The sequence below is a fragment of the Streptomyces sp. NPDC014764 genome (assembly GCF_043082785.1).
In the GTDB taxonomy this organism is placed as follows: Bacteria; Actinomycetota; Actinomycetes; order Streptomycetales; family Streptomycetaceae; genus Streptomyces; species Streptomyces althioticus.
Genome location: NZ_JBIBXY010000038.1, coordinates 1 through 8008 on the forward strand (window position 1 = coordinate 1; position 8008 = coordinate 8008).

Genomic DNA, 8008 nt, shown 5'->3' on the forward strand with positions numbered 1-8008 from the left:
GCAAGGTGGCCTCCGCTGCGCTCCAGCCACCCCCGGGCGCTCCGCACCCGGAAGGCCGGCCCCGCTGCGCGGTGCGGCCAACGCGCCTACGGCCCAAGCAGCGAGGAGAAGGGTGACAGGTAATCGGGTGGGTGACGGGAGCGCGAGGGCCGGCCACTCTCGAGGGAGGGCGGGGACTGAGGGAGCGTCAAGGCCCTGGATTCGCTTGCAATAAGGCACAACTAGCAGCTTTCGGCCACGTTAGAGGGAATCTTGAGATTCTGTGTGCCTCATTTTTGGAGCCGAGATAAGCTATGGACTCAGAGAACACCACCCCGGACCCCTCCGGAGCGATATCGAGATCCACCACCCGGCCTTGCCGGTGCTCTGGTGAGGCAGAGTGCCGAGCCGATCGCATCCGTCCGACCGTGGACCTCACGGCTCCTCTACGTGCAGGTTCCTCGTTTCCCGCCGCTCGAATCGACCGGGCGGCACCCCAGGAGAAGGCAGGCGAGTATGTCGAGCACAGACCGCGTTGACCAGCGCGAGGCAGCCCAGCGAGAAGCCATTGACGCGGTCGTGCGCGCCCTCGAATTGCCTGCAAGATCACTTGTGTCCGAACGAGGGCTTCGAACGCAGGTGATTATGGCGACCGGGTCCGGGAAGACCCGGGTGGCGGTCCGCAGCGCGGAGGAGCTCCACGCGGGCCGTGTGCTGGTGCTCGTGCCCTCGCTGGACCTGCTCGCCCAGACCGAGGCCGCGTGGCGCGAGGGGGGCCGCCGGGGGCCGATGATCGGGGTGTCCTCGCTGCGGGGTGAGGAGGTGTCTTTCCCCAACACCACGGACGTGGACGAGCTGGTGGAGTGGACGCGGGGCCTGGACAAGGTGACGGTGTACGCCACGTACGCCAGCCTCGGGCTGGGCACGCTGGAGCGTGCGCACGCCGGGGGCCTCGCGGCTTGGGACCTGATCGTGGTGGACGAAGCCCACCGCGTTTCGGGCCGGATCGGGAAGCCGTGGGCGGTCGTCCACGACAACCAGAAGATCCCGTCCCTGCGCCGCCTATACATGACGGCCACACCCCGGCTCTGGCAGCTCGGGGACGAGGACGAGGCCGGCGCACCCGGCGAGCTGGTCGCGAGCATGGACGACGACCCCGAGGGCCCCTTCGGCAGCAGGGCGTTCACCCTGACCCTCTCGGAGGCCATCGACCGGGGAATCTGTGCCCCCTACCAGGTCGTATGCGTGGACGTCACCGACACCGCGCTCCAAGCTGCGCAGCTCCTGGGCGCCGAAGGCCGGTCGGCAGAGGTCCGCGGGGCGCGGCTCGCTGCCCTGCAGACCGCCCTGGTGAAGGCGGCGGCCGAGGAGAACTTCCGGCGCACGCTCGTCTTCCACCACCAGATCCGCGAGGCCGAAGCGTTCGCCGCCGGCCTTCCCGACGTCGCCGCGCAGCTGCACGCCGCCGACCCCGAGCTGTACCCGAAGACGATCTGGGCCAACTGGCTGTGCGGCGAGCACAAGCCGCTCCACCGGCGGCGTCTGCTGGGCGAGTTCGCGGCCGGGATCGCCACGGACGGCACCGTGGTGGAGAAGTGCTTCCTGTGCTCGGTGAAGGTGCTGGGCGAGGGCGTCGACACGAAGAACTGCGACTCCGTGTACTGGGCCGACGTACGCGGCTCCATGCCGGACCTGGTCCAGGCCGTCGGCCGGGCGCTGCGGATGCAGCCGGGCGAGGGCAAGGTGGCCTCGCTCGTGGTGCCGGTGCTGCTCGGGCCAGGCGAGACGGCGGACAACATGCTGACGAGCCGGGCTTTCGGTGGGCTGGCCAAGCTGTTGGAGGCGCTGCGGGCGCACGACGCGCGGATCGTGGAGACGCTCGCGGAGCAGCAGGCCCCGAGCCGCTACAAGCCCGTCAGCAAGGACGACAGCGGCACGAGCACGGGCGGGAGCGGCGAGGGCTCCGGAGGCGTCAGCGCCCCCGCCAAGGCCCTGCTGAAGTTCTCCACACCCCGCGACCCGGCCGCCCTCGCCGCGTTCATCAACCTGCGCGTCCTCAACCCAGAGCACGAGCACTGGCGGCGCGGCGTGGAGGCCGCCGTCATCTACAACCGGCTGCACGGTGACCTCCGCGTTCCGTACACGTACCGGGTACCCGGCGGGGAGGACCAGGCGGTGGAGGCCGAAGGGTGGTCGGCCTCGCTCGCCGGGTTTCCCCTGGGGCAATGGATCGCCGACGCCCGGCGCTTCTACGCTCGCGGCGACATGGACACCGACCGCGTTGAACAGCTGGAGAAGCTGGGCATGGTGTGGTCGCACTTCGACGTCGCGTGGGAGGAAGGTCTCGCGGCGGCGCGCGGCTGGGCGGCCGAGGCGGGCCACCTCCTGGCCCCGACCGACGCCACCTACCAGGGCTATCGGGTGGGCATCTTCCTGAAGAACGCGCGGGCCGCAGCCCGAAAAGCTACCGAGGTCGAACGGCGGCGTGCGGAGGGGCTGCCGGTGCAATCGTCGGCCGGGGCGCTGTCGCAGATGCGGCGCGAGCAGCTGGAGGAGATCGACGCGTCCTGGTGCCCGAGCTGGCCGGTCACGTGGCAGCGCTGCTTCCACCTGGTGCGGATGCACCTGGACGCCGGTGAGGCGCTGCCCACCGAGACGGGCGACGTCGTGCGCCAGGGTGAGGATCTCGGGCGGTGGGTGCAGTCGGTGCGGCTCGGCTGGGACGAGCTCACGGCCGTGCAGCAGTGGATGTGCGAGCAAGTCCTCGGAATCGAACCCGCCAGCGAGGACGAAAAGCCCAAGCGCCGTACGCAGGCCGACAAGTGGGCGATGAACTACGAGGCCGCCCGCCAGTTCTACGAGCGCGAGGGGCACCTCCAGGTCCCCAGGAAGCACGTCGAGCGGATCGTCGGCGAGGACCAGGAGCAGCGGGAGCACAAGCTGGGAGCCTGGATCGGGAACCAGCGCTCCCGGGCAGCGACGCTGACGCCGGAGCGGATGGAGAAGCTGTCCGCGATCGGGATGCGTTGGTCGTAGCGACAAGCAGCGGGCCCGTGCAGGCAGGGTGATCTGCACGGGCCCAGAGAACGGACGGCGGTGTGGCGGGGGCGGACATCAGGACTCTGTCTGCGACGGCGTCGGCGGCAAAGTGATGCGTGTGACGGCTGCGAACCCTATGCCCTGGGACTGATGGTGATGGTGAGATCGATCTGATCGTAGCCAGCCAGCTGGTCGGTGCCTGCGGTGTCAGCGAGGGACCGGGTGTCGGTGTGCAGGATAGCCGTGACCAAGGGGGCGGGCCGGTCGTCGAGGGCCAGCGCAAGCGGCCGGGCGGTGCCCTTGGCGATCCAGCCGAGAGGAAGGCCGTTGTGCTCGACCCGGATGGCGTTTGGGTCAGTCGGGTTGTCGTAATCGCGAACGAGGTCAAGGACGGTTCCCGCAGGCAGATCGGCGAGGTACCCATCGCTGTAGGTGTGCCGGACGCCGCGCAGGGGTGTGGTGAATGTTCCGCGGCCGCTGAGGATGGTCTTCTGGACGGTGCGAGGGCTGCGCCGCTCGGCACTGCGGATGAGCAGGGACGCGGTGCTGGGGGTGGTGATGGCGGTGATCTCGTCGGTGGTGAGGTTGCCGAGCCAGCCGGTGAAATCAGAGAAGGACGGCTCGAGAACAGGGCAGCGTGCGGCCAGCTCGATTGCCTCGCTGCGCTGGTGGATGCCGAGGCTGGCGGCGTAGCAGGCAGGGGCGGTGTCAACGCCGTACTTGAGCATGGCCGGCAGGGCGGCGAGTAAGCCTTCGGGTGTGATGCCGTGGCGGGTCTCGAGGATCTGCAGGATCGAGGAGACGGCCCAGGCCAGATCTTGGACGATCACCTTGTCGATGTAGTCCGAGGTGACGGTGATGTCCTTGGCGTCAAGGAGCAGCTCGTAGTGGCTGTGGATCTCTTGGAGCGTCCAGCCGGCGATCCAGTCACCGGCGAGAGGGACGACCGCCCCGATCGGCCGGTCCTTGGCAGTGGCGCTCCGGCGGAGTTCCTGGATCGTAGTGGCGGCGGTCAGGACGATGTCGCGCAGGGCTGGCCATGTTGCGGGGGCGAGGAGGCCGGGGTGCTCGGTGAAGGTATTCGCGAGTTGCTCGGCGGCGATGATCGCGTCGAGGCCGCCTTGCAGGCTCAGTCCTGTGCGCAGGATCGCCGCGCGGGCGGCCGGGTCGGGAAGCTGTCGGGCGAGAGCGGCAACGCGGCGGGCGGTGAACCGGGCGAGCGGCTTGAGGGACCACTCCTGGGCGCCGATCTGGTGGCCGCCCAGGGTGTGCGCGAGCAGGTCGTGTGCCGCGTCCTCCAGCAGCTGCTGGTCGGGGGTGTCCACGACTTCTTCGGCAAGCATCGTCAGGAGCTGGAGATCGAGCGCCTGCGCCCAGTCGGTCAGCTCTCCCTCTTCTGGGTCGGGCAGTTCGATGTCCGTCAGGTTCTGTCCCGTGGCGGGGCGGGCGCCCAATCTCGTGATGGCGAGGCGGTGGTAGAGCGCACCAATGGTGGACAGGACCGGTTCGATGTTGCCCCTGTCTAGGTAGCGGCGCCGAAGCTTTCGGGCGTCCTCGGCGTCCTTGGCGATGAGGACGACGTGGCCCTCGGTCTCCTGGAAGGCTCGACCGGCTCGACCGGCGGCGTTCCAGAACTCGCGGACGCCGATCTGCTCCTGGTTCCGCCAGGTGCTGTGCACCAGCACGGTCTTGACTGGCAGGTTCATGCCCTGGGAGAGGGTACTGGTGGCGCACAGCACACGCAGTGCGCCGTCGCGGTACGCGCGCTCCAGCAGGTGCCGGACGGACTGCGGCACCGTGCCGTGGTGGTAAGCGATGCCTTGGGTCACCATGACGGTGAGTTCGTGGTCCTCGCCGAGGTGCTCGGCGATCCGCTCCGAGAGCGCCAGGCGTTGATCCTGCTGGTTCCGTACGCCGAGCACCGGGGTGTCGGTCTTTTGCAGTGCCGTTTGCAGGGCGCGCGCGGCGGCCTGCGCGTAGGCGGGCTGGGTGGTGGAGATCAGTACTGGGCCGAGGCGTTCGAAGTGCAGCGCCAGTGCGGCCGCGACGTCCTTGGTGGCACGCGGGGACAGTCGGCTGCGGCTGAGGTGGCGGGTGAGCACCTTGGGTACGAAGAAGTCTCTGCCCTGGGCGGTGCCGTAGTGGATGCTGCCGGTCTGTCCGTCCTTCTCCTGCCCCTGCCAGCAGAAGATCCCGGTGCGTAGCTGGGAGGGCGACCAGTCGATCTTTGCGTGGTTGGTGCCGTCGGCGGTGGGCTCCAGCCAGCGGGCGATGTCTTCGCCGTTTGGCAGGACCGCGGACAGCAGGACGATCCGCGCCTGCGGGGTGGTGCGGCGAATCCGGGTGAGGACCATCTCCAGGCGGAGCCCGCGGGCGGACCGGTCGATGGAGTGCCCTTCGTCGACGAGGACCATGCGCAGCCGGCCAGCGAGCTCGGGGGTGTTTCGCAGCAGCAGGTCGAGCTTCTCGGTGGTGACGACGAGGACGTCGGTGTAGTCCAGGAGCTGGTTCTCGTAGCGGACGTGTTCGGCGCCGCCGAAGAGGGAGGAGACGCGCAGGCCGACGAGTTCGAGGCTGGCGGCGAGGTGCCGCTCGACCTGGGCGGCGAGCGCGCGGGTGGGCACCACGTAGACGGCCAGTGGCGGGTCCATGAAGCGCAGGAGCAGTCCGAGGGGGCTGTCGTCGGCCTCGCCAGTGTCGGCGAGGGCGTGGAGGATGGCCCATTCGGCGATGTGGGTCTTGCCTGCGGAGGTAGGCATGGTGACCGTGAAGTTGTGGTTCCGGGTGTCGAGGAGTCCGGCGTCCAGGGCTGTGCGCTGGGAGGGCCAGACCTGGGTGAGCGGGCGGTCCGAGACGATCAGGGCCTTGAGGTAGCGCTCCCAGGTCCTCGACCAGGTGGAGGCGCGACGCAGCAGGAGCCACGGGGAGGTCGCGACGATGTCCTCGACAGCGTGGGCGAGGGAGTCAACCAGGGTCCAGGTGTCCACGACGGAGGCCTGGAGGAGGATGGCTGCGGCCTGCTTCAGGTCACTGATCGCGGCGCGCCCAGCCGTGCGGTCGCCGGTACGCCACAGGGTGGCCAGGGAGCGTGCCGAGCGGCCGACCAGGCCGTAGGCGGCCAGCACGGCAAGGTCCGCCTGCTCGGCGTTACCAGCGGCGAGTTGGGCGGTGAGTGCGCGGCCGAGGCGTGGGAGTTCGCTCGCTGCGGCGGCGCCGAGCCGGGCGGTGGTGTCGATGTCGCGGCGCAGGACCGCGCCGGCGGCCTCAGCGATCCGGAACGGGGCGGCGGCGGTCAGAGCGTCGGTGTCGGGCATGTCCCCGTAGGAGAACAGGTTGCCGACTTCCTGCTGGAAGGTGTGGGCGATGGCAGTGGCGTTGGCCTGGTAGCCGGCCAGGCTCCACATCGTCGCCGAGATCGCCAGCAGCTCGATCCGTGCCTCTGGCGTGTTGGCCCGGGCTGCGAGGTCGGCGTAGGCCTGGGCGATGTCCGGCAGCGGCCCCGGATCCGCGCGGCGCTCACGAGGGGTGCGGGCCAGCTGCCCGAGCCGGGCGAGGGAGAGGCCGCGGCGTAGCGAAGCGGGGTCGTAAGTGTAGCCGGCCGTTCCCTCGGCACTGATCTGCTCGGCCAGGACGTGGGAGCGCAGCTGCTTGCGCAGGACCGGGGATGCCTCTCCCATGGCCAGTGCCTCTTCACCCAGGCGCCGTACAGTCCCGTCGTCGTCCCTCACGCTGTTCCCGCCGCCGTTCCGCTGTCCTTGCCGCTGCTGGTGGTGCTGGGGGCCGTCTCTGCCGCCTCGTAGACGCGGCCAACGAACTCCTTGAGATCGTCGATCTTGACCACGGTCAGCTCGGTGCGCTGGGTCACCTTCACGCCGAGCCCGGCCACGATGTCCTCCTTCCACGACCCCGCGTCGTGAACGAAGAGCATGTGCCGCTCCACCCGGCGCCGCCCTGGATCGCGCAGCAGGGAGCCGAGCCGGCGTGCGAGGAACACCTGTCCGCGGTCAGCGCAGCGTGCCATGAGGAAGTGGATGCTCTCGTCCAGTCTGTCCAGCACCTTCTCCAGGCTGTCGTACGCCTCGCTGCCGACCCGGTTGTCCCGGTAGGCGCGGGTCTTCACCTCCGGCACGGCGATCGCCGGAGGGTCCTGCCGAAAGCGGAACGCCAGCACGTCCGTGCCCTGCACGGCCTGGGCCGGGGTCTGCTTGTAGCGCAGTTTCAGGACCGGGACGCACCAGCGGCGCACCCTGCGGTAGAGGGCGCCGGTGATGATCTCCCCGAAGTCCCCGTGCCGGATCTTGCGGTCCACGGGGAACTTATTCACCCGCAGGTAGCCCGCGACCTCCGGCGCGCCCAGGTCGTCGAAGACGTTGGCGAGCTCACCGGGGACCAGGTAGTTGCGCATCACCTCGTGGCCCAGCCGTTCGACAAGCTCGTCGTCCTCGATCAGCCCCTCGTCGGCGAGCAGTTGGTACCCCAGCAGCCCGTCCGGCTGCTCTACGTCCTGCGGCCTGAGCCACTTGTCGAACACGCGCCCTTGCCCTCCCCCGGCGCCGCGCCTGGTCGGCGAACGCACCTGGGATAAGGCTAGGCCAGCTCGAACCGTCGGTCTCCGCCTCGTAGGAGACTCCCGATGCCTCGGGACCCGCACCCGCGCTCCCCCATACCTGCCCGCCCCGAACCGCCCGCCCCGGCCGGCGCAGGGACGCCGTCGGAGACACCGCTGCTGTCGGTGCACGCCGCCGTGGTGTTCCTGGCGGCCGTCATCATCGGCCTCGTCATGGGCGGCCTCATGTTCCTCCACGACAAGTCCGTGCCCACAGCCGTCGCCGCGGGCTTGGGTTCCTTCGGGCTCAGCGTCCCCGTGCTGCACAAGCTGATCGGCTGACCGGCGGCGGGCCGGGCTTTATCGCGTTCCTTCGTGTGGTTTCGGCCAGGTAGTTGAGGATGGCCGCGACCCTGGCAACCGGCGTTGCCCGGCTCGCGGTGT

At 69.7% G+C, this 8008-nt stretch carries 4 protein-coding genes; 2 read left to right on the forward strand and 2 right to left on the reverse strand.

Annotated elements, in window-relative coordinates; translation table 11 throughout:
* Positions 1-495 precede the first annotated feature (495 nt).
* Positions 496-3015: a Helicase associated domain protein gene (locus ACF1AG_RS34560; RefSeq protein WP_391811041.1), complete on the forward strand. Its 2520-nt coding sequence runs from the start codon at positions 496-498 to the stop codon at positions 3013-3015.
* Positions 3016-3152: 137 nt separating this feature from the next.
* Here the strand turns inward: ACF1AG_RS34560 and ACF1AG_RS34565 are convergent, their stop codons facing one another.
* A complete protein-coding gene (locus ACF1AG_RS34565; RefSeq protein WP_114876334.1) occupies positions 3153-6695 on the reverse strand; it encodes a DEAD/DEAH box helicase in 3543 nt (1180 codons plus the stop codon).
* Between the two features lie 47 nt (positions 6696-6742).
* Positions 6743-7549 (reverse strand): Hachiman antiphage defense system protein HamA, encoded by an 807-nt coding sequence (locus ACF1AG_RS34570; protein WP_114876333.1) that lies wholly within the window; start codon positions 7547-7549, stop codon positions 6743-6745.
* A 102-nt stretch (positions 7550-7651) separates the two neighbouring features.
* Between ACF1AG_RS34570 and ACF1AG_RS34575 the strand changes: the two genes are divergently transcribed.
* A complete protein-coding gene (locus ACF1AG_RS34575) occupies positions 7652-7906 on the forward strand; it encodes a hypothetical protein (protein WP_229900745.1) in 255 nt (84 codons plus the stop codon).
* The last annotated feature ends 102 nt before the right edge of the window (positions 7907-8008 follow it).

Excerpts from the sequence above, each read along its gene's own strand:
- ACF1AG_RS34560 (WP_391811041.1), top strand. The coding sequence starts at position 496 with ATGTCGAGCACAGACCGCGTTGACCAGCGCGAGGCAGCCCAGCGAGAA.
- ACF1AG_RS34575 (WP_229900745.1), top strand. The coding sequence starts at position 7,652 with ATGCCTCGGGACCCGCACCCGCGCTCCCCCATACCTGCCCGCCCCGAA.
- ACF1AG_RS34565 (WP_114876334.1), bottom strand. The coding sequence starts at position 6,695 with ATGGGAGAGGCATCCCCGGTCCTGCGCAAGCAGCTGCGCTCCCACGTC.